Origin of the sequence: Paraglaciecola psychrophila 170, assembly GCF_000347635.1 — a bacterium.
GTDB lineage: Bacteria > Pseudomonadota > Gammaproteobacteria > Enterobacterales > Alteromonadaceae > Paraglaciecola > Paraglaciecola psychrophila.
This window is the reverse complement of sequence record NC_020514.1, coordinates 4,769,742-4,796,106: the sequence shown is the minus strand read 5'-3', so window position 1 is coordinate 4,796,106 and position 26,365 is coordinate 4,769,742. Positions and strand designations below refer to the sequence as shown.

Genomic DNA, 26,365 nt, shown 5'->3' with positions numbered 1-26,365 from the left:
AGTATATTATGAACGACTTAATTAAAACAAAAAGAAAGAGTTAAAAACGCGATCAATAGCTGTAATGGAAGTAGCAAAAATTGACATGATCTATCCAAATCACTCTATTAACGAACATAAAAAAAGCTTGAATAAATATCCAAGCTTTTAAGGTTCATACGTGAGCACTTTTACATGCTCTTTTTATTACTACTAGAACTTAGTTGTAAAACCAACATTAACTGATTGGCCATAAGTGAAACGACCAATGGCGTTTTCTCTCTCTGACGGTTCCCAATCTAATAAGTTGGTAATTCTAGCTCTAACCACTGTGCCTTCAGTAACCGCATAGTTAAGCGATAAATTAACAAGTGTTCTACTTTCGATTGTTTTGTAAGCGTTACCAAATTGATCTATATACTGTAGGTCGTTGGTTTGCTCTACGTTTCTTGCTCCTTCTCCAGAATATTCAATATCGAGCAATGTAGTGAAATCACCAAGTGAATGACGAATACGTAAATCGCTTCTCCAATCAGGATTATTATATTGACCAGTATTATCAGAAAAGTCGAATCCAGTATTAGATGTAGCATTTTTCTTCAGATTAAAGGCTCTTAGCGCAATATCAAAAGATCCAACTTCACCTAAAATATCACCTACAAAAGGAATATCCTTGATATCTGAAGAATAACTAGCTGTATATTCTATCGCACGAAAACTTCTCAACGCCGCGTTAACAAAGCCAGAAGTAAAGGCGTTATTGGTAGGTAATTGATTGTCATCCAAACGAGTAAAGTTGCCACAGAAGCTGTTAGGAAAGTCAACTCCGTCATAACAAGCTTCCATTATATCGGTCAGTGTAAAGCTAACAATTGCGTTAGTAATATCGATTTCTACATAGTCTGCAGCGAACTGAAGACCTTCAGCCCAAGACGGACTGTAAATAACCCCGATGTTTTTACTCTTAGACTGCTCGTTACCTAATTCCTGATTACCACCTTGGAAACCACGACGTGAAGCATTTTGCGCAATACTAGCAAAATCAGCTGGAATGCCTTCAGCATCACAATTTGCTTGTCTTATAGCTGGGTTAGGCCCAGATTCTCTATTACGTGCATCACATGGATCAGTTGCAAAAGAAGAGATTTCAACAACAGGTAAGAACAGTTCTGAAACAGCTGGTGCTCTTACTGTTCGTTGTACATTACCTCGTATCATAACATCTTCAAGTGGACGAAAGTTAACGCCTAGAGCCCATGCTTTATCAGAACCTGAACGGCTGTTGTCCATGCTTCTAAAAGAAGTTTCTATTGACAGAGAGTCTAAGAATGGAATATCCATATCAGATGACACTAAAGGCACATACACTTCCACGTAAGCATCCGTTGTGTCATATCCACCCGAAAGTGAGTTAGCTGTAGTACCAATAAACGAACTAGAAGCATCATCAGCAAAAGAAGCGGACTCTTTACGATGTTCAAAACCAGTTGCAACACCTAAATCACCACCTGGTAAGCTCATCACGGTACCAGAAAGGTAGCCGTTAAATATTTCTTGCTCGATTCGCGTTTTACCAATCGAGTTGTATAAAACATAATCACGAGCGGCGTCAGTTATTTCACCAAAAGGGTTAAGTGGTGAACATGCATCAGCTCCGCCTAATGGATTGTCGTCAGCAGTTAAGCCGAATCCTTCTGGACGGTATTGCTCGCCGTATTCATCTTCATAATTATAACGACAATCAATCTGATTAGTATCCGGGTTAACACCCACATCCATAGCGGTTACAAATCTAAGTTCATTGACAGATGAAGATTGTGAATAAACTGAACTCCAACCTTTTTGATAGTTAAGTTCCCAAGTCCAAAACTCATCAGCGACTTCAAAATCACCGTCAAAGCCAAATTTGAAACTAAATACATTAGATTCATTGATAACTTCACGTTGCCCTAAGTCAGTCCAGCCTTTGTGCATGTAAAAGTTACCCGGACCACCTAATAGTCCTTCAATTTCACTTCTAGCTGAATCGTTTAAATATGGATAGTCAGTAGCAAACTCAAGTGCTCCGGCTAGTCCACCAAATACACCAGAGTTATATTGTGCCGCTTGGTATCCTGGATTCTTCGCTTCTGAAGAATTGGCAAAAGCTAAAAAGTTTAAATTAATATTATCAGTAATTGCATAAGTTGACATTGAGGTTAGATTCCAACGCTCAATACCTTCTTGTGCAGTATTGGTTTGACCCAAATCTAAACCGTCACCGCCTGCAGACCAAACTGCATTACCAGTTGGTACACCAGTATCATAAGGTACTAAGTTACCTGTACCAGAAGGATCTACTTGATAAAAATTTCCATCTGACCATTGGCCTAAACCCAAGTTGGTTATAGCAGTATCACCCGGAGTCAATAAGCCGCTAAACGATAGAATACCAGCACGCGTGTTTTCATATAAACGTATCTGGCCAGCAAAACGCTCACCATCGGCATCAAGTACCGCATCAGCAGCCGTAGGGGTGAATGCAGACCAGTTGTTCGATAGTGTTTTTACATCTTTAGCAAGAATGTTGTCTAGCTTGCTATATTCAACGGCGATTACTGCGTTACCTTTACCAGAATCAAAATTTCCACCGATTAAGCCGCGAACTGAAAAGTCATTGCCTAAATCAGTACCTATGAAATTGTTGTCAACGGATATTTCAGCGCCTTCATAGTCTTTTTTCAATACGTAGTTAACTACACCAGCGACGGCATCTGCACCGTATACTGCTGCACCACCTACTTTTACTACTTCAACTCTGTCGATAAGTGCAACTGGGATGTTACTTACATCTAATTGAGAACCGTCACTAGATGAACCGCCAACTGGTGAGTTGCTTGATACAAATCTATTACCATTGACTAGTGTCAACGTACGTTGGGAACCTAGGCCAAATATATTGATGGTACGTTGACCAACACCTTGAGATGCAGCGGCAGTGTTTCCGCCGACTTCTGGAGAAGCAGCTGCGAATACGCCTGGGATATCGGTTACCGCAGATTGTGCATTTGTTATGCCTCTTTCTGCTAAATAATCAGAATCAATAAATGTCACCGGACGTGTAGTTACTAGGTCAAGTTTCTTTATACGAGAGCCAGTAACTTCAATTTTTTCAAAAGACTCTTCTTCTGAAATTGCTTCAGAGGCAACTTCTTGAGCGATTGAGTAAGGCGTAATTAGAGCCGTAGCTCCAAAAACTAATGCTAAACGAATTGACTTAGTCAATTTTGAATTTGTAAACATGTATGTCTCCCTGGACCACAATTTTAGTTTGTTTTGTCGTTTAAACGACTTTTAATATTAAGAGGTAGTGAACCTCCCTCAAGATAGTATACGTAAGTTGGACGCTTGGCCAATAAGATGTACTGTTTGACTTGTCAGATATGGATAAGCCGACGCTAAATGGCCCTGAGTGTAAGAATTTATTTACAATTATTATTGGGTAAATGTTGAATTATGAGCATTAATAATCGTTTTAAGACAAAACGATTATTAATGGTTGTTAAATCTACTGAATTTTATTGCCACAGGTCATTTGTGGATTAAACGCTTTCGATGAGGGAAAATAACGAAAAATGGAGTTAAGCTGCTCTTACTAGGGCGATATTGGCTAATCCTATTAATGCATCCTTATATTCTGAGCTGGGAACATTATCTAATGCTTTAATTGCTTTTTCAGATGCATCTGCTGCACGTTCTTTGGTATAGGTTAATGCGCCAGTTTGTTCCATTGCTGCCATGATTTCTGTGAAGTTATGCATTCCATTACCGGTTTCAATCGCTTCTTTTATGAGTGCTTTTTGTTCATCAGTGCCGTGCCACATTGCATATAGTAAAGGCAGTGTTGGTTTACCCTCTGCTAAATCGTCACCCACGTTTTTGCCCATTACCTCTGAATCTGCTGCATAATCAAGAATGTCATCTACTAATTGAAACGCTGTTCCTAAGTATTTACCGTACTCTTGCATTGCGAATTCAATCTCTTCACCCTGATCAGTTAATACCGCGGCTAGCAAAGTAGCAGCCTCGAACAAACGTGCAGTTTTACTGTAAATCACTTGCATATAACTTTCTTCACTGGTTTCAGGGTCGTTACAGTTCATCAATTGAAGTACTTCACCTTCTGCTATGACATTGGTAGCATCAGACAAGATTTGCATTACACGCATACTTTTCAAACTAACCATCATCTGAAATGAACGCGTATATAAAAAGTCTCCTACTAGAACGCTAGCTTGATTACCAAATACGGCATTGGCCGTTTCTTTACCGCGGCGCATAGTGGATTCGTCGACTACGTCATCGTGAAGTAGTGTGGCAGTGTGAATAAACTCGATTATAGTAGCTAAGGTATGGTGCTGATCTGTTTGTATGTTAAGTGCTCTTGCTGCTAAAACAGTCAGCAAAGGTCTTAAGCGTTTTCCTCCGCTGTTAACGATATAAAAGCCTAATTGGTTAATCAACGACACTTCAGAGTCCACTTGTTGTTGAATGAGCCTGTTTACCGCCATCATATCTGTACGAGCTAGTTGATTAATTGTTTCTAATTTCATACTGCCGTTTTTACCCGTTTTTTTGAAGTTGAGTTACGTGATGTAAATACGCTAATTGATTTTACAGTAATTTATCGGGGTATCCAGTGACTCTTTGGCTTGGTAGTACGAAAAAACTGAAACGATATTAAAGCGTTTGATATTTAACCAAATTAATTCTGAAATGTGCTTGATCGGTATTATCTGTTCACGTACAATTCGCCGCCTGTTTTTGAATATAAGTGTCAAGAGACACAGTGCGGAGTTTAATTATGTACGCGGTTTTCCAAAGTGGTGGCAAACAACACCGTGTGGCTGAAGGTCAAATCCTTCGTCTAGAAAAAATCGAAGTGGCTCCAGGTGAGTCAATTGAATTTGATGACATCTTAATGGTAAGTAATGGTGACGATATTAAAATTGGTACCCCTTTTGTAAGTGGTAGCAAGGTTACAGCTGAAGTTGTAACGCACGGACGTGGCGATAAAGTTAAAATCGTTAAGTTCCGTCGTCGTAAACATTCACGAACCACAATGGGTCATCGTCAGTGGTTCACGGAAGTGAAGATCACTGGTATCAGCGCTTAATAGGAGTATATACAAATGGCACATAAAAAAGCTGGTGGTAGTACTAACAATGGCCGTGATTCAGAAAGTAAACGCCTAGGTGTTAAGCGTTACGGTGGTGAGTCAGTTCTAGCAGGTAACATTATTGTTCGTCAACGGGGTACTAAGTTCCACGCGGGTAACAACATGGGTATCGGTAAAGATCATACTTTATTCGCTTTATCAGATGGTAAAGTTCAGTTTGAAGTAAAAGGTCCTAAAAATCGTAAATTTGTGAGCATCATTGCTTAATTAGCAATTACGCATAGATTTTTTAAAAGCCCCGCTTTAAGCGGGGTTTTTTGTTGAACTAGTAAAAAGTGAATCCATTTTGGTATTCAACAGACTATACTAGGCTCAATTGAGTAACATTCAAGGTGTCGTTAAGTAATGAAATTTGTAGATGAAGCTGATATCCGTGTTGATGCAGGTAATGGCGGTAATGGTGTAGTCGGTTTTCGCCGCGAAAAATACGTGCCAGATGGTGGCCCAGACGGAGGTGATGGCGGTGATGGCGGAAGCGTCTATTTGGTTGCAGATGAAAATTTAAACACCTTGATAGATTACCGTTTTGAACGATTTCATCGTGCTGAGCACGGTAAAAAAGGCCAAAGTGCTAATTGTACTGGTAGAGGCGGTGTTGACCTAGATGTGAAAGTGCCGGTTGGTACTCGCGCGACCGATAGCGAAACGGGAGAAGTATTAGGTGATTTAACCAAACATACCCAGCGCATGAAAGTGGCCCAGGGTGGTTTTCATGGCTTAGGTAATGCTCGTTTCAAGACCAGTACTAATCGTGCGCCAAGACAAAAGTCTGATGGCACACCAGGTGAAGTCAGGCATTTAAAGTTAGAATTATTGTTGCTTGCCGATGTGGGATTACTCGGTATGCCTAATGCTGGGAAATCTACTTTTATTCGCAGTGTTTCAGCAGCCAAACCTAAAGTCGCTGATTACCCTTTTACTACATTGGTACCAAACCTAGGTGTGGTGCGTTTGGACTCTATGCGAAGCTTTGTTATTGCTGATATTCCAGGTTTAATTGAAGGTGCTGCAGAAGGCGCAGGTCTTGGTATTCAATTTTTAAAGCATTTAGAGCGCTGCCGAGTGTTATTACATCTGGTAGATTTGATGCCAGCAGATGGTTCAGACCCTGTTGAGAACGCTAAAGCCATTGTCGCAGAGCTTGAAAAATACAGCCCGAAACTGGCTGCTAAGCCACGTTGGTTAGTATTTAATAAAATCGATTTGATGCTCGAAGATGAAGCCAATGAGTTGTGCAAGCAGATTGCAGAAGCACTTGAATGGCAAGGTGAATATTTCCAAATTTCAGCATTCCAGAAACTTGGTACACATGCATTGTGTATGAAATCAATGGACTTCATTGAGGCACTGCCTGCTGAAGTTGAACCTGAAATTAAGGATGAAGAGGTGGGATTCAAGTGGGATACGTATCATAAAGATATTATTGAAGATGCCTATGATGATGACTTCGATGATAATGATGACTCTGGTGTAGAAGTGGTTTACACCAAGAGATGACCAAATAACGCGTCATCGCTATATAATGCGTATGACGCGCAATGATCCTTCAGTGCCGTGTCATGGGCTATCTGAATTAAATCAAATTGATTCTTGGTAGCCAATAGGTTTTGGTCAATAAGTGTTATTGTTAATGCTGACGTTATTAATTCTTTTGCAGCGCTAATGCACCCTTTTTAAACCAAAGCATACCCATAATTATTAAGATATTCTGGTATGTCAGAAGCATACTTATATCCTTCGCTAAACCAACTTGCCGCTTCGGCTGAAATATTAAGAAAGTGATTACCTAGCAAAAAATAGGATAACCATTGTTTCGGCCAAACTTCGGTTGCTGTGATAAGTGAGAAAGTGCCGTCTCATTTAAGCCAATCTTGAGCATATCGTGAGCCGCTTGAGTATAGATAAATAGGTCTAAGTACTTATGAGTTTGCTCCGATCTTAATAAAGCCAATATCCAATAATTTCCTCTTTGCCAAACTATTTCAAACTATTTCAAACAATTCGTATGACATCTCGTGAACTTCTGCCTCGCCAGTATGTAGGATTATTTTTTGTTCGATTTGGCCATAACCAATAACTAAAGCGTAATGCCACATTGGAAACCAGGATGCCGCAACATTTTGGAAAACAATGACGGGCACATCATTGTCAATAAGCGAGAATAGAGTCTTAAAGTCAGATTGAGTGGAGTAGGCTAAAAGACCATACGATCTGGCTGCTGAAATCATTTCGAGTTGTAAACTGCCTTCTCGACCTAGAATAAATAAACTAGGCGCTATACTTTCTGGGGTGGTTGAGTGTCCATAAAAATTCAATGCTTCAGAAAGAGTAGTGAGACCACAAAAGAATTTTTCTTGTGGGTAAAAAGGGACGTCTTTTATCAATTTTCTCGGGCTGACATTATTCAGAATAGAGCCACTGAGCATTTCAGTTTGTGGTGTATTTTGACAGCCTTGTAATAATAGCAGTGAACACGTTAATGCACTGATCCACCGCTTTTTGCTAAGCATTTAACCTAAGTTACCTATATGGGTCGAATAAAGGGACAAACGTCGGTAATACCCATTAGTTCGAGGACTGCTACGACAACAAGTACAGTCACAACGGTGCCTACAATCACTCCCCCAGGCGCTTGGTTTAACTGTCTATTTAGCTCAGTTACCTCTTGTGGGGTCATCGTATCTAACCTTTTAGTGCGTCATCTGCATTTACGCCTAGTGCAATTAATTTATGTTGTACAGTTGCATCATCAATCATGTTCAAGACTTATTATTTATTAAAATCAAACTGCTGAAACTGAATAACTTGCTCAGAAGTAAAAACTCCGGCATGTGTTGTTCCCGACAAAGCCAAACTGATTAAGGCTGCACAGGTAAAAAGATTTAAGTGTTTCATTCTTTCTCCAAAAAAATAAATTTGATAATAGGAGAACAAATTTTAAGCTATCAAGCCTATTTTTACTTTGCATATTAAGGGCTAGTGTGTTTTCTCATCACTCATAAATAACGATATCTTTGATTTCTTCAGGTGTAACAAATTTTTATCCGTCTTTATGTAAACATTAGATTGTTGGTCCGTGTCAACTCAAAGCTAAATTGTGTAAAATTAGATTTTTAATAATCGATGTAATATTCAAAATGAAGATATCAATGATAGCTGCAATGGCCAACAACCGGGTCATTGGTGCCGACAATGCGATGCCTTGGCATTTGCCTGCAGATCTCAAGCACTTTAAAAAAATAACCCTCGGAAAACCGATTATTATGGGTCGTAAAACCTACGTTTCTATAGGTAAAGCATTACCTGGGCGACTAAACATCGTGGTCAGTTCAGATATTGATCTTAAGCTCACAGATGCAACGGTGGTGCAGGGCTGTGAACAGGCTATTGATGTGGCTGAAAGATATTGTAGAGAACAGAAAGTTGAAACTCCTGAAGTGATGATCATCGGTGGGGGCACTATTTATAAGCACTTCCTAGCATTTTGCCATCAACTTTACTTGACTCTTATTGATTTGGACGTAGCTGGTGATACTCATTTTCCTGATTATCTAGCAAGGTATAATTGGCAAGAATTAGATAATGAAGCTCATCAAGCAGAATCATTACATCCTTATGCCTACCGTTTTATTACTCTTCTAAAACAGGCTGTTTAGGTTTCGACAACAAGGTGAAAGTATACGCATAGCCATAAATAGCGGTAATCAAAATGCTCGGTGCGACAGTCAACCATAAGTTTGGAGTTTGATTAACCCAGTTAACACTGATGGCAATACTGGCCTGGATTGCAATAGGCAACAAAGGCGCTAATAAACTGCCAGGGATGACATTGTTACTTAGATATTTTGCTGAATTATCGAGTGCATTTTTAAATGTTTTAAAAATAGCAATATTTTGCGACGTCTTGGAGTGCACAGTACAAATAATGGGTACTATAAACATGAGCGATAGGTAACTCTTACCAAATTTAGATACTGATTTTTCTAAAATGAAGGTAAACAATATGGTAATAGTGGCGCTGAGTGTGCCCTGTAATAATGCGGATCTAAGCACTAATGCCTGATCATCTGTAGCCATCCCGTTTGCCCAATATGACCAGGTAAAATAAAAAACAAACGAGATAACCGCTGAAATAATTAATCTTATTGTAGAGTTCATGGTCTTTTGGGAATGCTGGATATCATAAGTCCATAGTACTGTCTAAAATACTATCTAGCGACAGTTATCTGATTATGCAAATTATTTGAACTACAATAGACCTTTAAGAAACTCATTAGGAATATCAATATGGCCACAGTGACATTGCAAGGAAACGCGTTTAATACATGCGGTGATTTACCAAAAGTAGGGTCTAAGGCGCCTAACTTCATTTTAGTAGAAACTGACTTATCGGAAACAACATTAGCAGATTACAAAGGATCAAAACTGATCTTAAATATTTTTCCTTCAGTGGATACGGGTGTGTGTGCTACCTCAATCCGTACTTTTAATCAAAAGGCCAGTGAATTAAGAAATACTAAAGTGGTATGCGTATCAGCTGACCTACCTTTCGCTGCAGCAAGATTCTGTGGAGTAGAGGGCATTAAAAATGTAGTCACAGGCTCAAGTTTTAGAGGAAGTTTTGGCACTGATTATGGTGTGAGTTTTAGTGATGGTCCTCTGACTGGTTTATTGTCTCGAAGCGTAGTGGTGATCGATGAACAAGGCAATGTTGTTTACACTGAACAAGTCGCTGAAACTACTGATGAGCCTGATTATGCAGCAGCTACAGCTGTTCTATAAAAGTCAAAACACTCAAGTTTGTTACTAAAAAAAGCCTCATGTGAGGCTTTTTTGATTTTGTGAGGTGTGTAAACACTAAGTAAGTTTATTGAATAAAGCTTCTAAATCTAAACCTTTGTGGCCCAACATGTCTCTCAAGCGTCGCAAAGCCTCCACTTGAATTTGACGAACTCTTTCACGGGTAAGCCCAATTTCTAACCCAACATCCTCAAGGGTGGAAGGTTCGTGACCTAACAGCCCAAAGCGTCTTGCTAACACTTCACGTTGCTTAGGGTTAAGATCTTCCAACCATTTTATGATATTTAGTTTGATGTCTGAGTCTTGTAAATCTTCTTCAGGGCCATGGCCCTTGTTATCAGCTATAACATCCAGTAAAACCTTGTCGTTCTCACCACCTATAGGGGTATCAACAGAGGTTATTCTTTCGTTTAAACGCAACATTTTGATGACGTCGCGAACAGGTTTATCTAACGATTCAGCAATTTCTTGCGGGGTAGGTTCATGATCGAGCATTTGAGAAAGTTCTCTAGCTGCACGCAGATAAACATTGAGTTCTTTTACTACATGAATAGGTAAACGAATCGTGCGGGTTTGGTTCATAATTGCACGTTCAATGGTTTGTCTAATCCACCAAGTGGCATAAGTAGAGAATCTGAAACCTCGCTCAGGATCAAATTTTTCGACAGCACGAATAAGACCTAAATTTCCTTCTTCGATTAAATCAAGTAATGCCAAACCACGATTGTTGTAACGCCTCGCGATTTTGACTACTAAACGCAAATTACTGACAATCATTCGTTTTCGAGATGCTTCATCACCTTTTAAGGCGCGGCGTGAAAAATACACCTCTTCTTCTGCGGATAATAAGGGGGAGAACCCTATTTCGCCTAAATACAACTGAGTTACATCGAGGTTTTTGGGTTTATCTTCTTTATTAGCTAGAATATCTTCTAACTGTTCTTCGGCTTTTTTATCGGCCTTGACAAGTTCTCGCTCTACTGCATCTTCAATATCGCTGAAAGCATTAACTTCCAATACAACTGTTTTTTCTTGACCCATAATCATGACTCCTTAAAGGTAGTGTTTCTACAAATTCTCCTGATATGTTTTTATTATTTATTGTTATTATCTGTTAGGTAGATAGCGCAAAGGATTAACGGATTTTCCTTTGTATCTCACTTCAAAATGAAGCTTAACCTTATCGGTTCCACTTCTACCCATTGTGGCAATTTGTTGGCCTGCGTTTAGCCACTGCTTTTCTTTCACTACTATATTGTCATTATGTGCATAGGCCGTTAAATAAGCGTCGGAATGTTTGATAATGACTAATTTTCCAAATCCACGTAATGCGTCGCCCGCGTATACTACTTTCCCATCGGCGGCTGCCAAAATTGGTAACCCAAGTGTCCCTGAAAAATCCAAGCCTTTGTTGCCTTGTTCTTTGGCCGAAAAACCTCTTGAAACAGTTTCATTTGTGGGCCAATGCCAACTCTTAACTCGATCAGGAAATTGACCGGTAGATGATCCAATTGGATCCGTGTTTAAAATTTGTTCGCTTTCACCATACGCCTGCTTTTTAGAGCGGTCAACAGATTGATTTATAATTACTTTTGAGGTGTGACCAGTGCTCTTCTTCAGCTTTGGTGGTTTTGACTTTGCTAACTTGACCAGCGTCAAGATTTGCCCTGGCTGTATCTGATAAGGAGACGAAATCTTATTTATTCTCGCTAAGTCCCTGTAATCATTACCCGAATACCAAGCAATAGAATATAAGGTATCACCAGCTTTAACTGGATATGTCTTAGCTGAATAGCCCTGTTGTTCAAAATCTCGAAATGTTTTACCTTGATAAAGCTCAGATACTGGAGCAGGTTGACTGCGGTTTGAGCAGCTCATATTGATTAAACAGCAAAATAGCATGCCAAAGTAAATTGATATATTTTTAGACAATACTATTTTTTGATTAAATACTTTCATTAATGATCAGCTGGTTTAGTACCTATTTTTTCGAGTGCAATAACCATTATGATGCCAAATATCATTAATATAATTGCGTACCACATATAGGCAGGTTGGGTGTGTAGTGTTTCAAATGTGTGGGGCAGTATGTTGTTTTGTAATAGGGGCACCTCTTTACCATGACGATCGATCACTGACTCAATGGTTTGTTTCCAGGGCCAAACTTTATTTAACGAGCCCAGCATAAATCCACCTAATAACGCCAAAGTCATTGTTTTATAATGTTTAAACATCCAAGTTAGTACATGAGAAAAACTCAATAAACCCACTATACAGCCACCGGCAAATATGCATAAAGTCGTAAATTGTAATTCTTTTACCGCTAATAACATCGGTGCATACATACCTAGTAGCAGCAATATAAAACTGCCAGAGATGCCAGGTAAAATCATGGCACATATAGCAATCATGCCAGATAAAAATACGATTAAAGGTGAGGTTTCAATTGTGGTAGGGCTAATAGTGGTAATAAAAAATGCCCCAACAGTACCAATTAAAAAGGTAGCGATAACGCCTATTTCCCATTTCTCGATATGCCGAATAACCGACCACACGGCAGCCAATATGAGTCCAAAAAAGAAAGACCAAAGTAATATCGGATGATTATCCAGAAGATATAACACCACTCTAGATAGGGTTAAAATACTCAGAATAATGCCACTGAATAATGCCAGTAGAAATCCACCGTTAATGTGTTGCCAAGTGGCTTTAATGCCGCTTTGAAACAATACTCTCACAGCACTAGTGCTGCACTGCCTAAGGGAAAATAATAGTTCTTCATATATGCCAGTCATAAAGGCAATTGTGCCGCCTGATACTCCAGGTACCGCATCTGCGGCACCCATCAATATGCCTTTAGCGGCTACGCTTACATAGCCAGACTTTGTTCTTGACGTTTTCAAATAATATCTCCTGCCACTAAAGGCACAAACCTAACAGCTTCGATGATCTTTGTTTCAAATTCATCACCGCGTTTGGTAATACAATGTAACTGTTGATTTTCTTCCCCAACAGGAATAATTAAACGGCCGCCATCATTCAGTTGCTGATATAACTCTTTTGGCATTGACTTTGCTGCTGCGGTAACGATGATCGCATCGTATGGACCCTTACTACTCCAACCTAACCAGCCGTCACCATGTTTCATTTTCACATTATGTAAGTCCAGTTGATTCATGCGTCGCTTAGCTTGAAACTGTAGGGTTTTTATTCTTTCAACTGAATAAACATTAGTGAACAATTGCGCCAGTATTGCGGTTTGGTAGCCTGAGCCTGTACCTATTTCTAACACGGTTTGAACTTGATTGTCAGACTCTAATAATAACTCTGTCATACGAGCGACAATGTAGGGCTGGGATATGGTTTGTCCTTGACCAATAGGCAAAGCAGTATTTTGATAGGCTTTGTGTTTTAACGCATCAGGCAAAAAAAGCTCTCTAGGCGTTTTAGCTATAGCGGTCAGTACTTTGGCGCTGCTGATACCTTCTTTATGAAGAAGTTGAGCAAGGCTTTCACCTTTACGTGATGTTAATCTCATGTCATGCCTATTTTTATTCTTATTTGCTGTAAATTTGTATGCTTTAGGGTTTTAAACCTTAGCTAAGTTGTTATCTTGTACATCTAGCAATTCCCGTAATACTGAGGTAGCAAAGGTGCCTGCTGGAAGTGTGAAAATTAGATTTAAGGTATCATCTGCCCATGTCCATTCAAGATCATTTGGAAATAAGTTTATTGCCCTTCTTTCTTGATTTAAGCCTAAATCTTCAAGGGTTTGGGTGACTGTAATATGTTGTTGAGCCGAATCTTGCTCGAACTGTAATGCCTCAGATTGGCTGGCTAAGAGACCTTTTCCCCACAAAGGAGCAGACAAATATATATCCCGCTGTGCTATGCGCTGAATAATGTTGTTATCTATAAGCTCTGCACAAAAGTAGCTATTACTGCCTGATAATTGCATAACATCACCAAGCAAAGGTTTATTTAGACAATCATTCTGCAATCTGCTGTTTAGCATTTCATTGAAGAGCCAAGAACGTAGAGCTGAAATAGCCATTGAACGTTTGTTTCGGTTACGGATAGATTCACCGCTCATCATTTTTTCAGCCAAGACTAAATTTCCGCCTCGAGGGTCATGCTTAGTGCTGCCAAACCGTTGTGAGCCATAATAATTTGGGACACCGCTCAGTTTTATCTGTTGCAGTCGCTCATCAATGCCGGATGTCGAGTTGAGTTGTCTGAGAGTAATATTAAATCGATTGCCTTTTAATACCCCAGTCCTTAGTTTTTTATTGTGGCGTATTGATTTGAGTATTTGCGCCCCTGGCTCATTGAATTGGGTCCAATCAAACTCACCTTTGCCCGGCAGATGCACACTAAACCATTGTTCAGTTTGCGCATGTTTGTCTTTGCGGCCAGCATAAGTTACTGCTCTTAATGGCAGCCGAGTAAATTTAGCAATTTGCTCGGCTAAGTAAGCGGTATTTAACCCGGTTTTACGTACCCACAAGTAGATATGTTCACCTTCGCCAATAGGCTCGTAGCCTAATATTTCGGTGACCTGAAAGTCTTCAGCAGAAGACTTAAATTGCCCGGAAATATTTAGCTTAGGATATTGATATAGCCAGTGATCTATTTTCATTGGGCAGTATCTAATTGTTGAGTCAGCAGAACCACCGCGTAAGCGGCCATACCTTCCTTACGGCCGGCAAAGCCTAATTTTTCGGTAGTTGTGGCTTTTACATTCACTTGTGCAATATCGGCACTTAAGTCTTCAGCAATATTTTTACGCATTAATTCAATATGAGGTGCCATTTTTGGGGCTTGAGCAACAATAGTCAGATCTAAGTTCCCGAGTTGATATTGCTGATCTGTAATAAGTTTATAGACGTGGCGAAGTAACTCGCGGCTGTCCACTCCTGCCAGTGTTGGGTCAGTATCTGGAAAATGTTTACCAATATCTCCCAATGCCAAAGCACCTAATAATGCGTCACATAATGCATGTAACACTACATCGCCATCGGAGTGGGCAATCAAACCCATATCATGCTCGATTTTCACTCCGGCAATTACAATAGGGCCGCTGCCGCCAAATTTATGCACGTCATAGCCATGGCCAATTCTAATACTCATACCTCAGTCAAATCTCCATTAATTGTTCAGCTTGTTTTGTGTTAGATAAAATTCGGCTAACAACAAATCTTCAGGTTGGGTGATTTTGATATTTGAGGCGCTTCCCTCTACTAACAATACTTTTTCGCCTAATAGTTCGATGGCAGATGCTTCATCAGTGATGTTTATCTTTTGCTCTGCGGCTGTATTTAAAGCTTTTTTTAACGCAGCCAGCTTAAAAAACTGTGGTGTTAAGGCGTGCCACAAGTGTTCTCTAGACTCAGTGTGTTTAACGATGTTTTGCCGGTTTACGTTGACATCAAAGGCTCTTTTCATGGTATCTCGGACGGGTGTTGCCAATATCCCACCGATACTGCCTTGTTCAGCTAATTGCAGCAGGGTGCTTAAATCTGTTGCAGCAAAACAAGGGCGTGCTGCATCATGTACTAACACCCACTCTTCATTATCTGATAGATAATTCAGCCCTGCTAACACTGAATCGCAACGTTCTTGGCCACCCTCAACCACCTCAATTCGCGGATGGCTAGCAATGGGTAATTGAGCGAATAATGTATCGTTTGGATTGAGTACTAGAATCACGCGTTGTACCTGGCTGTGTTCAAGTAAATTAGTGAGGGTATGTTCAATAATCGTTTTACCGGCAATATGCAGATATTGCTTAGGGCAATCTGTTTTCATGCGTTTGCCAATACCGGCGGCAGGTACAACAACAGAATATTGAGAAAGTGAAGGCATGAATACTAATCGTCAGAAGGCAAAATACGATAAAACGTCTCGCCTTGTTTTATCAATCCTAGTTCATTTCTAGCGCGTTCCTCAGCTGCTTCCAAGCCTATTTTCAAATCATGGATATCGGCTTTTAGCAAACTATTGCGCTGTCTTAAATTGGCATTATGGGTGACTTGTAGCGCCACTTCTTTTTTCATAATCATAAAATCAGGTACGCTATTTTTACCAAACCATAAACGATATTGGAGCAGACAAAATAGTGTGAACAAAACTGCCACCACCCATTTCATAATTTTTGTCTCCAATTCGTCGCCATTGGCTTATTATGCAGAGGTTTTGAGGGTAGGGCTAGTGGTATCAAAACCAGATGTTGTTCCTTAGCCAAAGAAAACTATTTAACTCATGAATTAGGCCGTTTTTTGGTTAAAAAATGTGGTTAATTTAGATTCTGTCAGACAATATTTTGTTACATCCAATTATCGTTTCTACGCCTTTTCTTAGGCAAGTAGGTAAGGATAATCCCTAAGAGTAAACTAATGACTGCAACAATTCCGCCGCGGGTAAACCATTCCATTTGTGCTGTTTGATCGTAATCAGCAAGAGTTTGAGTGATTTGTACGTTTTCTTTTTCAGCATCACTCAATTTCGTTTTTAAGTTCGTATTCTGGGAAGTAAGGTCAGCTATTTGTTGGTTGAGTAAATCATTACTCTCCCTTTGTTGTTGGATCGTTTGTTCAGTATCTTCTACTTGTTGTTGTAGACCAGGAACCAATGCTCTGACACTGCTACTAACACTAATAAACTCTGCATCGATCCAACCTGTTCGTTGTTTATCATCAATTATTTCCACAAAGTTTTTTTCTGCGTCTTCTTGCAGCAAAGTGACACGAGTGCCAGCTACAACAGTGCCTAAAATTCGGAAGTTGCGTCCAGGACCAGCATGTAAATAAGTAAATAAATCATCAGAAATATAACGAACTTCACCTTCACTATCATTCGGTTCTTGGGCCACCGCCTGAAGACTTAAAAGACTGCTAGCGATGCATAAAAAAACTAAAACTATTTGCTTGCGCATAATCAAAAAAACTTACTCCAAAAATATAACTGCAAATGGTATGGCTTGGCTAAAAGAAAGGCAAGGGCCTATTTGCGTTAAAGTCGATTGGGTTGCAGTACTGATGCGCTTTTGCGACAGTTCTTGATTGAATAGTTGAATTTGAAAGGCTAAGGTGCAATAAATTTATCGAAACCCACTTTATCAGCCAAAAGGTTTTATGGAATACGAAATTGAACTTAAATTACTCACCAATCAATACGCTGGTGATATTATTGAAACAAAGTTATTGCCACAACTAAATGCTAGCGTAATTCAAGAAACTCAAGTACTTACTAACCATTATTTTGATACACCAGATAGAATCCTAAAACAGCACAAAATTGGCTTGAGAATTCGAGGAAACAACCGAAAGTTTGAGCAAACCTTAAAAACCGCAGGAAACTCTGTGGGAGGGTTACATCAACGCTCTGAGTATAATGTACAACTCGATGAGTCAAAAAAGCAAAATGTTAGTGTGCCTGAGTTGAGATTGTTTCCAAAGTCAGCATGGCCCAAAACGGTTGATGTTGATGCTTTGCAAGCTAAAGTCGAAACACTTTTTAGCACCCACTTTGAGCGCCAAATCTATTTACTTAAATTCTCAGATGGCGAAATTGTAGAGTTGGTGTGGGATCTAGGTGAGGTTACATCGGGAAGTAAAAGTGTACCGATTTGCGAAATTGAAATTGAACTAAAAAAAGGCTCTACAGCAGCACTTTTCAAATTAGCAAAACTTATTGTTAGCCTGCTGCCTACCACTATTGGCAACGATAGTAAGGCTGCACTGGGATACAATTTACGTGATGGTTTGTCAGTCAAAAAGTTCGAGTCGTATCAACATAATCTGCCTAAAAATATACAACATGACGCTGCAGCATATGTCAGATTGTTAACAACACTGCTGCAAGAATTTCAAATGTTTTCAGCTGAAATAAGACGTCATTATAGTGCGGAATTAGCAACGACGATCCAACTGACATTAATTGCTTTAGTCGATAATTTTGACGAATTTAATCATCATTTCCCGTGTCCACCATTAGACAGCGTACACATGAGACTGAAGGATTTGAACGCTAATTGGTCTTTGGTTACACAACAAACCGATAAAGATTCTCTATATAACTTACTGGTAAAAGCGCAGACAACCCAGTTGCAATTAGACATCGTGCAGTGCTTAGTGGAACAACCTTGGTCTACTGATATTTAATTATATCTGCAATCAACTCAGTGGAAGTCCTTTATACGACTTATTTCTAAAGGCTAATTATTTATGAAGTTTGGTTGTATGTAAAAAAAAGATTTATCTAATCGTTTTTTTACACTTTACCCACACGAGTAACAAACAGACTATATAGATAGAAAACAAGTTAAGGCTACAACCTTATTGATTGTTAACCCTACAAAAACTATAGGAGCGCCCATGAAAGCGTCTGATTTATTTGTAAAAGCCCTGGAAGCAGAAGGTGTGGAATACATTTTTGGTATTCCAGGTGAAGAAAATCTCGACTTATTGGAATCTTTGCGAGAGTCACCAATCAAACTAATATTGACTCGTCATGAGCAAGGCGCAGGATTTATGGCTGCTACCTATGGTCGATTAACCGGTAAAGTTGGCGTATGTTTATCGACGCTTGGCCCAGGTGCAACGAATCTAGTTACGCCTGCTGCATATGCGCAATTAGGCGCAATGCCCATGTTAATGATTACTGGGCAAAAGCCGGTTAAAACCAGCAAACAAGGGCGTTTTCAGGTAATAGATGTGGTCGATATGATGCGTCCTATCACTAAATACACCACCCAACTTGTGAGTGGCGATCGTATTCCTTCTGCAGTGCGCGAAGCGTTTAGACTTGCCCATGATGAACGTCCTGGTGCGACGCATATTGAATTACCAGAGGATATTGCGGCTGAAGACACTAGTGCTTATTTATTAACACCTAGCGTGAGTAGACGCCCTATTGCTGAATATAAAGCAATAAACAGAGCTGTAGAGATGATTGAAACGGCTAAGTCACCATTACTGCTTATCGGAGCTGCAGCTAACCGAAAATTAACCTCTAAAATGCTTAAAGAGTTAGTAAGTAAAACCGGCATTCCTTACGTCACCACGCAAATGGGTAAAGGTGTACTCGACGAAAGAGATGATTTATTTATGGGCAACACCGCCTTGTCAGCGGGTGACTTTGTGCACCGTGTCATTGACCGCGCCGATTTAATCATCAATGTTGGTCATGATGTGGTAGAAAAACCGCCTTTCTTTATGAACAATGATGGTCAGCAAGTTATACACATAAACTTTGAACCAGCAGCGGTCGACCCTGTGTATTTTCCCCAACTAGAAGTAATTGGCGATATAGCCAATACTATTTGGCAGATGAAAGAGCAGATTGTTGCTTCAGCCAACTGGGACTTTAGTTTCTTTTTTAAAGCCCATAACGCTTACCTTACACATAAAGCTGAAAGTGAAAACGATGATCGTTTCCCCATTTTACCGGAACGTTTCGTCAGAGATATTCGCAGGGCGATGCCTGATGAAGGCATAGTCACTCTCGACAATGGGGTATATAAAATTTGGTTTGCACGTAATTACCCTGCAGCTTTGCCTAACACATTATTGCTAGACAATGCCTTAGCAACTATGGGCGCTGGTTTACCCTCAGCCATGGCAGCTAAATTGGTATATCCAGATAGACCCGTGATTTCAGTATGTGGTGACGGTGGATTTATGATGAACAGCCAAGAGTTAGAAACTGCTGTGCGTCTTAAGTTACATATAGTGGTGATCATTCTGCGTGATGATGCTTATGGCATGATCAAATGGAAACAAGCTAACATGGAGTTTGAAAACTACGGTTTGGATTATGGCAATCCCGACTTCGTTAAATATGTAGAAAGTTATGGTGGCAAAGGCTGGCGTATTGCTGCAGCTGATGAGTTGCTACCCCAAGTGCAAAAATGTTTAGCTGAGCCAGGTGTACATTTAATTGACGTGCCTGTGGATTATTCGTTAAACGATAAAACCCTGAATCAAACACTGCGCATTCGTAGTGCATCTATTTAACCCAGATATTACTTAGGAGAATTTATGTTAGCAAAAGCTTACCCTTATTATCTGGCTAATGAAGCCGTATTTGCCAATCAAGATTTGGCAGTAACCAATAAATACACTAATGAAGTAGCGACTCACACTGCTCTTGCTGATGCTAAGGTTATTGACCAAGCAATTGCAGCGGCAGCAGCAAGTCAGCCTTTATTAAATAAAATGGCCCCCTACGAGCGTCAGAACATTCTTAATCACTGTGTAAAGCGTTTTGAAGAAAGATTTGACGAATTGGCCCATGCTTTATGCATTGAAGCAGGTAAACCCATTAAAGATTCTCGCGGTGAAGTGACTCGCTTAATTGATACCTTCAGAATTGCTGCTGAAGAATCGGTGCGTATGCATGGCGAAGTCATAAACCTTGAGATTACGCCTCGTGCTAAAGGTTACACTGGTATGTACAAACGCGTGCCAATTGGTCCATGTTCGTTTATCTCGCCTTTTAACTTCCCATTAAATTTAGCCGCTCACAAGGTGGCACCAGCTATCGCCACAGGTTGTGCTTTTGTACTTAAGCCGGCCAGCAGAACGCCGCTAGGTGCTTTGATTATTGGCGAAGTATTAGCTGAGACTGACCTTCCTAAAGGTGCATTTTCGATTCTTCCATGTAGCCGTGACGGTGCAGATTTGTTCACCACAGATGAAAGGTTCAAGTTACTAAGCTTTACAGGTTCGCCGCAAGTTGGTTGGGAGCTAAAAGCCAAAGCCGGTAAGAAACCGGTGATCCTAGAGTTAGGCGGTAACGCGGCTTGTGTGGTTGATGCTGACACGGATTTAAACGATGCAATCGAACGTATTGTATTCGGTGCTTATTACCAGTCCGGCCAAAGTTGTATCAGTGTTCAACGAGTCATTGTGCATGAGTCAATCTACGCTGAATTCAAACAACGATATACCGATAAAGTCGCAAACTTAGTCCATGGTGACCCATTAAATGAAGATACCTTTATTGGGCCGATGATTTCAGAATCAGAAGCTTCACGATTAGATACCTGGATACAAGATGCTGTTGGAGCGGGTGCTAGTTTATTATGTGGCGGTAAACGCGAGGGAAACATGTTGCAAGCCACCTTATTGGAGAACGTGCCAAATGATGCGGCCATCAATACCGAAGAAGCTTTTGGCCCAGTTTCTATTATCAGCTCATTTAGTGATTTTGATGAAGCGCTGAAAGAAGTGAATAACAGTCAATTTGGCCTGCAAGCAGGGGTATTCACTAGGGATATCTACAAAGCCCATCAAGCTTGGAACGAGTTGGATGTAGGTGGCGTGGTCATCGGAGACGTACCAAGCTGGCGAGTAGACAACATGCCTTATGGCGGCGTGAAAGAGTCAGGCTTAGGCCGCGAAGGCATTACCTTTGCTATGGAAGATATGACTGAGATTAGGTTGATGGTGCTAAGGACCCCAAGTTAACATTTGATGCCAAGCATTTATGTAGCGATAAGCTTGAGTGCAAAGCTCAGGCTTGTCGTTAACGTCCTTCATTTTTAAAGTAAAGTATCTAAGATTTGTCGGGTAAATTCTTTTTTAAATAAAAGCCTCTTGGTCTGGTGTTAATGACCTGACCATTTTTACCAATAGCTTCAGTTAATGCACTGCCATTGGCAGCTTTGGGACGTAATTGTAGATATTGACCGTGCCTTGCGGTAATACTTTCGATATGGCCAAGGGCTATCATTTCCATCAACTCTTCCCAATCAGTATTTAATTGATTATTTTGAAATGCATTGGGCGACCATAAAAAAGGGGTCGCGATACATCTATCTTGTGGGGGGACTTCTCTTCTACCATCGATTGGCACCCAAAGTACTTGTTGAATTTTATTTTTGACGCTGCTGGTCTGCCATTCTATACCGGCTATATTGGTTAACGGTGCATAACATACATAGGTGGTTTCTAAAGGCTTGCCATGTTCGTCTATAGGAATGGTTTTTAACTCAATGCCTAATTGGGCAAAATCTTGTTGGGTCTTAGAGCCTGCGCTGGCTCCGAGGCACAGTTCAATGAGTTGACCGGTCCAGCCTTTTTCTCGCTTGAAATTTACGGGCACTTTGATACGCGCAACTTCGGCGACTTCACCTAGGGTAAGTCCTGCTAACATTTCTGCTCTTTGCATTAGCTCTTGGATAGATTTAGGTTCGGTCTTTGGCATACTAAATATTTTCATTTGGGCCCGTTAGCTTATATATACTTTTTTTATTACTTTGAATGCGCAGTAGTTTATGGAAGAATGCAGCATATTAAAAGAATTGAGTTCTCGGGAGTCTAAGTGATTGATGCCGAAGGATTCCGCGCCAATGTTGGCATAGTGATTTGCAATGAGTTAGGCCAGGTTTTTTGGGCAAGGCGCTATGGGCAGCATTCTTGGCAGTTTCCGCAAGGCGGAATCGATGAAGGTGAAACTGCCGAACAAACGATGTATCGCGAACTCCATGAAGAAGTAGGTTTAAAGCCAGAACATGTAAAAGTTATGGCTGTTACCAAGAATTGGTTGCGTTACAAACTGCCTAAGCGATTGGTTAGGCAGGGAAGCAGTCCTGTTTGTATCGGACAAAAGCAGAAGTGGTTTTTACTGCAACTTGTCTGTAAAGAAGAGGATGTGGACTTATTACAATCAGGCCATCCTGAATTTGACGACTGGCGCTGGGTGAGTTTTTGGTACCCGGTGCGCAATGTGGTTTCCTTCAAACGGGATGTGTATCGCCGTGTGATGAAGGAGTTTTCACCTACTGCTATGCCTGATATTATAGGGCAAAATCAGGGTGGCTATCAAAAATCAAAGCGTCGTAGAAAGGCCTAATTAAAATGGCGTATTGACTTTTAGTATTGCGCCGAGGTTCTCCTCAAGATGCGCTCAATCAAGTCAAAATCAGTGATGTTTGGTCATCCAAATAAACGGATTTTTAAAGCTGAGAGAGGGTATTTTGAGGAAAACCATTCGGGTCGGTATCCGAGTAATGGGCAATTTATTAGCCTAAATTCGTCGTTCACTTTTCGTTTATAATGACTAAACGAAAAGTGAACGCCTAGGTATCTAAATAAATGACCTGAGTCTCGGTGATATACGAAAAATCAATACGCCCTTCACCTTCAGACATGAGAGATAAATACTTCTAATGTTAACCACGCTTAAACGCATCGTTCAAGAAGTGAATCAAATCCCTGTATTTGACGATGCTTTAAGCTGTTTGGCAAACAGGTTGATAGAAGCTTTAAAAGTTGACTCATGTAGTATTTATTTAGCTGACTACGAACATCAGCATTTTATGTTGGTCGCGACTGAAGGCTTAGCAAAAAGTGCTGTGGGCCAAGTTTCTATTGGTTTTTCTGAAGGTTTAGTCGGCTTAATCGGCCAACGTGAAGAGCCACTCAATATTAGCGATGCTCAAAGGCATCCTCGCTTTAAACATTATCCAGAAGTACAAGAAGATAATTACCACGCTTTTTTGGGTGCGCCGATAATCCATCAACGCAAAGTATTAGGCGTGTTAACACTTCAGCAGCAACATAAAAGACGCTTTAGTGAAGACGAAGAAGCGTTTTTGGTGACACTGGCGATGCAATTGGCAGTTGAAATTGCTAATGCTAAAGCGCGGGGCTCGATTAATCTTTTACAAGAAAATATTCCCAAAGATTGGCAAAAATCGTTAAAGGGTGTGCCAGGCTCTTCCGGACTAGCCAGTGGTGTAGGCTATTTACAAAACATGATGGTCAGTATTCGTAATCATGTTCCTAAGCGCAGTAAAAATAAGCAAACACAAGTTCAAAATTACCGTCAGGCAGTGAAACAAACCCAAGCCGATATGGCCATTTTATCTGAGCGAATTCAGGGTGAAGTACCTGATGATGTGCGTGCCATTTTTCAGCTTTATTACCACTTGCTTGATGCAAACAGTCTAGGTCGAGATGTTGAAAAAGAAATTAAATTGGGATGGGATGCGCCTACCTCTTTAAAAATGGTTGTAGAGAATTATATCCGTCAATTCCAAGCCATGAATGACCCTTATATGCGCGAACGTGCTGTAGATGTTGAGGATATGGGGAATCGGGTATTAGCCAATATAATGGGCATTAGTGCTAAAAATCTGGTGAAACGAGAACCACCGGAACATTCGATTCTTGTTGCTGAAGAAGTTACTGCCGTAATGTTAGCGGAATTTCCTAGTGAAAAGCTCATGGGCATAGTGTCGATGCGTGGTTCAAATAACTCCCATGCAGCTATTATGGCCAGAGCCATGGGTGTGCCTGCTGTGATGGGGCTGAGTAATATACCTATTGCTTTGCTGAACGAAAAAGAAATTTTACTCGACGGCTACACGGGTGACGTAATTGTTTCGCCAAATGCCACGATTAGGCGTGAGTTTGACCAGCTAGTGCTTGAAGAGCAATTGTTATCTGAGCGGATTCGTTCTGAAGATACTTTGCCGGCCATCACTACTGACAACTGTGAAATACGACTCTTTACCAATGCCGGTTTGTCACTTGAAGCAGAAAAAAATGATAATCCATTTTCTGATGGCGTAGGGCTGTTTCGCACTGAAATACCTTTTATGATGCGTGAACGATTCCCCACTGAACAAGAGCAAGTAGAGTTATACAGAACTCTACTTGAAGCTGAGCCTAACAAGCCATTCACTATGCGTACTTTAGATGTGGGGGGAGACAAACCTTTACCTTATTTTCCTATCTCTGAAGAAAACCCATTTTTAGGTTGGCGAGGGATTCGCCTGACACTCGATCACCCTGAAATCTTTTTAGTGCAAATTAGGGCGATGCTACGAGCCAGTATTGGTTTGGATAATTTAAGTATTATGTTGCCGATGATAACCTCGGTCAGTGAAGTTAGCGAAGCTAAACGTCTTATTAGGCAAGCTTTTTATGAGGTTGAAGAAGAGGCGCAAGAGCATGGTGAAAGCCTACAGATGCCTAAAATTGGGGTGATGCTTGAAGTACCAGCGGTTCTTTATCAGCTACCTCAGCTATCTAAAATTGTTGACTTTTTCTCAGTTGGAAGTAACGATTTAACCCAATATTTATTAGCGGTAGACCGCAACAACTCACGCGTGGCTGAACTATACGATAGTTATCACCCTGCGGTATTAAGCGCTTTGCATACCATTGCTAAACATTCTGAATTATTTCAAGTGCCGGTGACTGTTTGCGGTGAGTTAGCGGGAGAACCCGGTGGTGTTGTATTACTACTTGCAATGGGGTATCGAAAGCTCAGCATGAATAACCATAACCTACTCAAAGTGAAATGGATAATACGCAATATTCATCTTGGTAGTGCAGAACAATTGCTAGCCAAAGTGTTGACCTTAAATAATCCACAAGATGTGCGTGAAGAAATAAATAATTATCTCGAATCAATTGGTTTAGGTGGCTTGGTTCGTGCTGGAATTTAAGATAAATTAAATCTTTAAGTGCAATGAAGTAAATGAAGTAAAGAGAGACGAGTAAACATGCAACAGTATTTACAACTAATGCGTCACGTATTAGACACAGGCGTTAAAAAAGAAGATCGAACCGGTACAGGTACTCTCAGTGTGTTCGGTTACCAGATGCGTTTTGATTTGAATGCAGGGTTTCCTTTGGTCACGACTAAAAAGTGTCACATGAGATCTATTATTCACGAACTTTTATGGTTTTTAAAAGGCGAAACGAATATCGCTTATTTGTCTGAAAATAATGTCAAGATTTGGGACGGATGGGCTACCGATGACGGTGAATTAGGACCTGTTTACGGAAAGCAATGGCGCAGTTGGGAAGGGGTAGATGGACAAGTTATTGATCAAATCAGTGAGCTAGTTCAACAAATCAAAACCAATCCAGACTCAAGACGGTTAATTGTTAGCGCCTGGAATCCCGCTGTATTACCAGATACTTCTTTTTCGCCTAAAGAAAATGCTGAACAGGGCAAGCAGGCATTACCACCCTGTCATACGATGTTTCAGTTCTATGTATTAGAAGGCAAGTTATCTTGTCAGTTATACCAACGCAGTGGCGATATCTTTCTGGGTGTGCCTTTTAACATTGCTAGTTATGCGCTGTTAACCATGATGTTAGCACAAGTCTGTAATTTACAACTGGGAGATTTTATTCATACCCTGGGCGATGCTCATTTATATGTAAATCACCTAGAACAAGCAAGTTTACAATTAACTCGTGAACCTTACCCCTTGCCAAAAATGATAATTAACCCTAGTATTCACGATATATTTGCGTTTGGAATCAATGATTTCGAATTAAAAGACTATCAGGCACATGACCACATCAAAGCACTGGTGGCTATTTAAATTGTTCATTAGAC

At 40.4% G+C, this 26,365-nt stretch carries 27 protein-coding genes; 11 read left to right on the top strand and 16 right to left on the bottom strand.

Annotation, left to right across the window (positions count from 1 at the left end; translation table 11 throughout):
- Positions 1-192: 192 nt before the first annotated feature.
- Entirely contained in the window at positions 193-3,261 is a 3,069-nt protein-coding gene (locus C427_RS21020) for a TonB-dependent receptor domain-containing protein (protein WP_007642949.1), read from the bottom strand.
- A 338-nt stretch (positions 3,262-3,599) separates the two neighbouring features.
- Positions 3,600-4,571 (bottom strand): octaprenyl diphosphate synthase, encoded by a 972-nt coding sequence (gene ispB, locus C427_RS21015; RefSeq protein WP_007642950.1) that lies wholly within the window; start codon positions 4,569-4,571, stop codon positions 3,600-3,602.
- A 251-nt stretch (positions 4,572-4,822) separates the two neighbouring features.
- On the opposite strand from ispB, the gene rplU reads away from it, so the two are divergent.
- The 3 genes from rplU to cgtA all read left to right on the top strand — a co-directional run bounded on the left by rplU (position 4,823) and on the right by cgtA (position 6,694).
- Positions 4,823-5,134 (top strand): 50S ribosomal protein L21, encoded by a 312-nt coding sequence (gene rplU / locus C427_RS21010; protein ID WP_007642951.1) that lies wholly within the window; start codon positions 4,823-4,825, stop codon positions 5,132-5,134.
- A gap of 15 nt (positions 5,135-5,149) precedes the next feature.
- Positions 5,150-5,404, top strand: coding sequence for a 50S ribosomal protein L27 (gene rpmA / locus C427_RS21005; RefSeq protein ID WP_007642966.1), 255 nt, complete (start codon positions 5,150-5,152; stop codon positions 5,402-5,404).
- 138 nt (positions 5,405-5,542) lie between these two features.
- Positions 5,543-6,694, top strand: coding sequence for an Obg family GTPase CgtA (gene cgtA / locus C427_RS21000; protein WP_007642973.1), 1,152 nt, complete (start codon positions 5,543-5,545; stop codon positions 6,692-6,694).
- A 485-nt stretch (positions 6,695-7,179) separates the two neighbouring features.
- On the opposite strand, the gene C427_RS20995 is transcribed toward cgtA, so the two are convergent.
- The 3 genes from C427_RS20995 to C427_RS28350 form a co-directional block, all read right to left on the bottom strand.
- Positions 7,180-7,707 (bottom strand): PA2778 family cysteine peptidase, encoded by a 528-nt coding sequence (locus C427_RS20995; protein ID WP_007642981.1) that lies wholly within the window; start codon positions 7,705-7,707, stop codon positions 7,180-7,182.
- A gap of 14 nt (positions 7,708-7,721) precedes the next feature.
- A complete protein-coding gene (locus C427_RS26585) occupies positions 7,722-7,874 on the bottom strand; it encodes a PA2779 family protein (protein WP_007642983.1) in 153 nt (50 codons plus the stop codon).
- 92 nt (positions 7,875-7,966) lie between these two features.
- Positions 7,967-8,092 carry a hypothetical protein gene (locus C427_RS28350; RefSeq protein WP_007642984.1) on the bottom strand — a complete coding sequence of 42 codons (126 nt, stop codon included), beginning with the start codon at positions 8,090-8,092 and terminating at the stop codon, positions 7,967-7,969.
- A gap of 242 nt (positions 8,093-8,334) precedes the next feature.
- Here C427_RS28350 and folA point away from each other — a divergent pair, with 242 nt between their 5' ends.
- Positions 8,335-8,853, top strand: a complete 519-nt coding sequence (gene folA / locus C427_RS20990; RefSeq protein WP_409371882.1) for a type 3 dihydrofolate reductase — start codon at positions 8,335-8,337, stop codon at positions 8,851-8,853.
- Here the strand turns inward: folA and C427_RS20985 are convergent.
- Positions 8,828-9,274: a hypothetical protein gene (locus C427_RS20985; protein WP_007642988.1), complete on the bottom strand. Its 447-nt coding sequence runs from the start codon at positions 9,272-9,274 to the stop codon at positions 8,828-8,830. The two genes, folA and C427_RS20985, sit on opposite strands and share 26 nt — an antisense overlap.
- Before the next feature lie 210 nt (positions 9,275-9,484).
- On the opposite strand from C427_RS20985, the gene tpx reads away from it, so the two are divergent.
- Positions 9,485-9,979 (top strand): thiol peroxidase, encoded by a 495-nt coding sequence (tpx, locus tag C427_RS20980; protein WP_007642990.1) that lies wholly within the window; start codon positions 9,485-9,487, stop codon positions 9,977-9,979.
- Between the two features lie 75 nt (positions 9,980-10,054).
- On the opposite strand, the gene rpoS is transcribed toward tpx, so the two are convergent.
- From rpoS to C427_RS20935, 9 genes are all read right to left on the bottom strand, one after another.
- Positions 10,055-11,038, bottom strand: coding sequence for an RNA polymerase sigma factor RpoS (gene rpoS / locus C427_RS20975; RefSeq protein ID WP_007643002.1), 984 nt, complete (start codon positions 11,036-11,038; stop codon positions 10,055-10,057).
- Positions 11,039-11,104: 66 nt separating this feature from the next.
- Positions 11,105-11,956: a peptidoglycan DD-metalloendopeptidase family protein gene (locus C427_RS20970; protein WP_007643004.1), complete on the bottom strand. Its 852-nt coding sequence runs from the start codon at positions 11,954-11,956 to the stop codon at positions 11,105-11,107.
- On the bottom strand, positions 11,956-12,900 hold the full coding sequence (locus C427_RS20965) for a polyprenyl-phosphate transporter (protein WP_007643006.1): 945 nt from the start codon (positions 12,898-12,900) through the stop codon (positions 11,956-11,958). The genes C427_RS20970 and C427_RS20965 overlap by 1 nt, the downstream gene beginning before the upstream one ends.
- Entirely contained in the window at positions 12,897-13,535 is a 639-nt protein-coding gene (locus C427_RS20960; protein WP_007643007.1) for a protein-L-isoaspartate(D-aspartate) O-methyltransferase, read from the bottom strand. The genes C427_RS20965 and C427_RS20960 overlap by 4 nt, the downstream gene beginning before the upstream one ends.
- A gap of 51 nt (positions 13,536-13,586) precedes the next feature.
- A complete protein-coding gene (truD, locus tag C427_RS20955) occupies positions 13,587-14,636 on the bottom strand; it encodes a tRNA pseudouridine(13) synthase TruD (RefSeq protein WP_007643009.1) in 1,050 nt (349 codons plus the stop codon).
- Positions 14,633-15,127, bottom strand: coding sequence for a 2-C-methyl-D-erythritol 2,4-cyclodiphosphate synthase (gene ispF, locus C427_RS20950; protein WP_007643011.1), 495 nt, complete (start codon positions 15,125-15,127; stop codon positions 14,633-14,635). Before ispF ends, truD begins: the two co-directional genes overlap by 4 nt.
- Before the next feature lie 18 nt (positions 15,128-15,145).
- Positions 15,146-15,862, bottom strand: coding sequence for a 2-C-methyl-D-erythritol 4-phosphate cytidylyltransferase (gene ispD, locus C427_RS20945; RefSeq protein WP_007643013.1), 717 nt, complete (start codon positions 15,860-15,862; stop codon positions 15,146-15,148).
- 5 nt (positions 15,863-15,867) lie between these two features.
- The gene (ftsB, locus tag C427_RS20940) at positions 15,868-16,146 is read right to left on the bottom strand and encodes a cell division protein FtsB (protein ID WP_007643015.1); all 279 of its coding nucleotides are present in this window, start codon (positions 16,144-16,146) and stop codon (positions 15,868-15,870) included.
- A 176-nt stretch (positions 16,147-16,322) separates the two neighbouring features.
- Entirely contained in the window at positions 16,323-16,931 is a 609-nt protein-coding gene (locus tag C427_RS20935; RefSeq protein WP_034900281.1) for a TIGR04211 family SH3 domain-containing protein, read from the bottom strand.
- Between the two features lie 199 nt (positions 16,932-17,130).
- Here C427_RS20935 and C427_RS20930 point away from each other — a divergent pair, with 199 nt between their 5' ends.
- From C427_RS20930 to C427_RS20920, 3 genes are all read left to right on the top strand, one after another.
- The gene (locus C427_RS20930; protein ID WP_007643023.1) at positions 17,131-18,159 is read left to right on the top strand and encodes a CYTH domain-containing protein; all 1,029 of its coding nucleotides are present in this window, start codon (positions 17,131-17,133) and stop codon (positions 18,157-18,159) included.
- 213 nt (positions 18,160-18,372) lie between these two features.
- Positions 18,373-20,013 carry an acetolactate synthase large subunit gene (locus C427_RS20925; protein WP_007643025.1) on the top strand — a complete coding sequence of 547 codons (1,641 nt, stop codon included), beginning with the start codon at positions 18,373-18,375 and terminating at the stop codon, positions 20,011-20,013.
- 24 nt (positions 20,014-20,037) lie between these two features.
- Positions 20,038-21,468 (top strand): aldehyde dehydrogenase family protein, encoded by a 1,431-nt coding sequence (locus C427_RS20920; protein ID WP_007643027.1) that lies wholly within the window; start codon positions 20,038-20,040, stop codon positions 21,466-21,468.
- Positions 21,469-21,556: 88 nt separating this feature from the next.
- On the opposite strand, the gene mutH is transcribed toward C427_RS20920, so the two are convergent.
- On the bottom strand, positions 21,557-22,222 hold the full coding sequence (gene mutH, locus C427_RS20915) for a DNA mismatch repair endonuclease MutH (RefSeq protein ID WP_015431289.1): 666 nt from the start codon (positions 22,220-22,222) through the stop codon (positions 21,557-21,559).
- Positions 22,223-22,324: 102 nt separating this feature from the next.
- Here mutH and rppH point away from each other — a divergent pair, with 102 nt between their 5' ends.
- The 3 genes from rppH (at position 22,325) to C427_RS20900 (ending at position 26,351) form a co-directional block, all read left to right on the top strand.
- Positions 22,325-22,855 carry an RNA pyrophosphohydrolase gene (gene rppH, locus C427_RS20910; RefSeq protein WP_007643031.1) on the top strand — a complete coding sequence of 177 codons (531 nt, stop codon included), beginning with the start codon at positions 22,325-22,327 and terminating at the stop codon, positions 22,853-22,855.
- Between the two features lie 316 nt (positions 22,856-23,171).
- Positions 23,172-25,460, top strand: coding sequence for a phosphoenolpyruvate--protein phosphotransferase (gene ptsP / locus C427_RS20905; RefSeq protein WP_007643032.1), 2,289 nt, complete (start codon positions 23,172-23,174; stop codon positions 25,458-25,460).
- A 57-nt stretch (positions 25,461-25,517) separates the two neighbouring features.
- Positions 25,518-26,351 (top strand): thymidylate synthase, encoded by an 834-nt coding sequence (locus C427_RS20900; protein ID WP_007643034.1) that lies wholly within the window; start codon positions 25,518-25,520, stop codon positions 26,349-26,351.
- Positions 26,352-26,365 lie beyond the last annotated feature (14 nt).

Bases quoted from the DNA above. Each gene is read 5' to 3' on its own strand.
- C427_RS21020 (WP_007642949.1), bottom strand. From the start codon at position 3,261: ATGTTTACAAATTCAAAATTGACTAAGTCAATTCGTTTAGCATTAGTT.
- ispB (WP_007642950.1), bottom strand. From the start codon at position 4,571: ATGAAATTAGAAACAATTAATCAACTAGCTCGTACAGATATGATGGCG.
- rplU (WP_007642951.1), top strand. From the start codon at position 4,823: ATGTACGCGGTTTTCCAAAGTGGTGGCAAACAACACCGTGTGGCTGAA.
- rpmA (WP_007642966.1), top strand. From the start codon at position 5,150: ATGGCACATAAAAAAGCTGGTGGTAGTACTAACAATGGCCGTGATTCA.
- cgtA (WP_007642973.1), top strand. From the start codon at position 5,543: ATGAAATTTGTAGATGAAGCTGATATCCGTGTTGATGCAGGTAATGGC.
- C427_RS20995 (WP_007642981.1), bottom strand. From the start codon at position 7,707: ATGCTTAGCAAAAAGCGGTGGATCAGTGCATTAACGTGTTCACTGCTA.
- C427_RS26585 (WP_007642983.1), bottom strand. From the start codon at position 7,874: ATGACCCCACAAGAGGTAACTGAGCTAAATAGACAGTTAAACCAAGCG.
- C427_RS28350 (WP_007642984.1), bottom strand. From the start codon at position 8,092: ATGAAACACTTAAATCTTTTTACCTGTGCAGCCTTAATCAGTTTGGCT.
- folA (WP_409371882.1), top strand. From the start codon at position 8,335: ATGAAGATATCAATGATAGCTGCAATGGCCAACAACCGGGTCATTGGT.
- C427_RS20985 (WP_007642988.1), bottom strand. From the start codon at position 9,274: ATGGCTACAGATGATCAGGCATTAGTGCTTAGATCCGCATTATTACAG.
- tpx (WP_007642990.1), top strand. From the start codon at position 9,485: ATGGCCACAGTGACATTGCAAGGAAACGCGTTTAATACATGCGGTGAT.
- rpoS (WP_007643002.1), bottom strand. From the start codon at position 11,038: ATGGGTCAAGAAAAAACAGTTGTATTGGAAGTTAATGCTTTCAGCGAT.
- C427_RS20970 (WP_007643004.1), bottom strand. From the start codon at position 11,956: ATGAAAGTATTTAATCAAAAAATAGTATTGTCTAAAAATATATCAATT.
- C427_RS20960 (WP_007643007.1), bottom strand. From the start codon at position 13,535: ATGAGATTAACATCACGTAAAGGTGAAAGCCTTGCTCAACTTCTTCAT.
- truD (WP_007643009.1), bottom strand. From the start codon at position 14,636: ATGAAAATAGATCACTGGCTATATCAATATCCTAAGCTAAATATTTCC.
- ispF (WP_007643011.1), bottom strand. From the start codon at position 15,127: ATGAGTATTAGAATTGGCCATGGCTATGACGTGCATAAATTTGGCGGC.
- ispD (WP_007643013.1), bottom strand. From the start codon at position 15,862: ATGCCTTCACTTTCTCAATATTCTGTTGTTGTACCTGCCGCCGGTATT.
- ftsB (WP_007643015.1), bottom strand. From the start codon at position 16,146: ATGAAATGGGTGGTGGCAGTTTTGTTCACACTATTTTGTCTGCTCCAA.
- C427_RS20935 (WP_034900281.1), bottom strand. From the start codon at position 16,931: ATGCGCAAGCAAATAGTTTTAGTTTTTTTATGCATCGCTAGCAGTCTT.
- C427_RS20930 (WP_007643023.1), top strand. From the start codon at position 17,131: ATGGAATACGAAATTGAACTTAAATTACTCACCAATCAATACGCTGGT.
- C427_RS20925 (WP_007643025.1), top strand. From the start codon at position 18,373: ATGAAAGCGTCTGATTTATTTGTAAAAGCCCTGGAAGCAGAAGGTGTG.
- C427_RS20920 (WP_007643027.1), top strand. From the start codon at position 20,038: ATGTTAGCAAAAGCTTACCCTTATTATCTGGCTAATGAAGCCGTATTT.
- mutH (WP_015431289.1), bottom strand. From the start codon at position 22,222: ATGAAAATATTTAGTATGCCAAAGACCGAACCTAAATCTATCCAAGAG.
- ptsP (WP_007643032.1), top strand. From the start codon at position 23,172: ATGTTAACCACGCTTAAACGCATCGTTCAAGAAGTGAATCAAATCCCT.
- C427_RS20900 (WP_007643034.1), top strand. From the start codon at position 25,518: ATGCAACAGTATTTACAACTAATGCGTCACGTATTAGACACAGGCGTT.